This is a genomic window from Oleiphilus sp. HI0061 (assembly GCF_001635675.1).
On record NZ_LWFE01000913.1, the window covers coordinates 1 to 594 of the forward strand.

1 protein-coding gene is annotated in these 594 nt (G+C 45.8%); it reads left to right on the forward strand.

The features are described from left to right. On the forward strand, positions 1 to 554 hold a 554-nt coding region (locus tag A3735_RS10715), incomplete at its 5' end, for an acyl-CoA dehydrogenase C-terminal domain-containing protein (RefSeq protein WP_197485848.1). Between the last annotated feature and the right edge of the window lie 40 nt (positions 555 to 594).

Sequence of the window (594 nt, forward strand, 5' to 3'; positions counted from 1 at the left end):
GCTATACCAGAGAGTACCCTGTCGAACAATATTGGCGCGACAATAGGTTAAACCCAATTCATGAAGGAACGAATGGTATCCAGGCCTTGGATTTAGTGGGTCGCAAGCTATGGCAGCGCAACAGTAAAGGACTTCAAGTTCTGGTCTCTAAGGTGAATTTAGACCTTTCTCGTGCTAAAGAATCCAGTGAAAGGCTTCAAGCGTGGGCGCAAACAATTGAAGAACATTTGTCACTAGTGCATAGGGTTACTATGCAATTAGGCGCTGACCTTCAGAAAGAATCTCCTGACTTGACCTTATCTAATGCCAGTTCTTACCTTTCGATGTTTGCTCGCGTGGTGGTGTCGTGGCTGTGGTTACGCCAGGCCTTAGCGGCAGAAAAGGGGATTGCCGAAACTGAGCCCGCAAACCATGAAGAGCTTTCGTTTTACCGTGGCAAACTCCAGGCTGCTCAATATTATATTAAATGGCAATTACCATTAGCTAAGCACGAAGCAGATCTACTTTTGGGGCGAGACGATACCTGTTTTGAAATGCAGCCAAACTGGTTCTAGACCTTGAGACATAAACCAAATTCGAAAGCGGAGGAAAAAG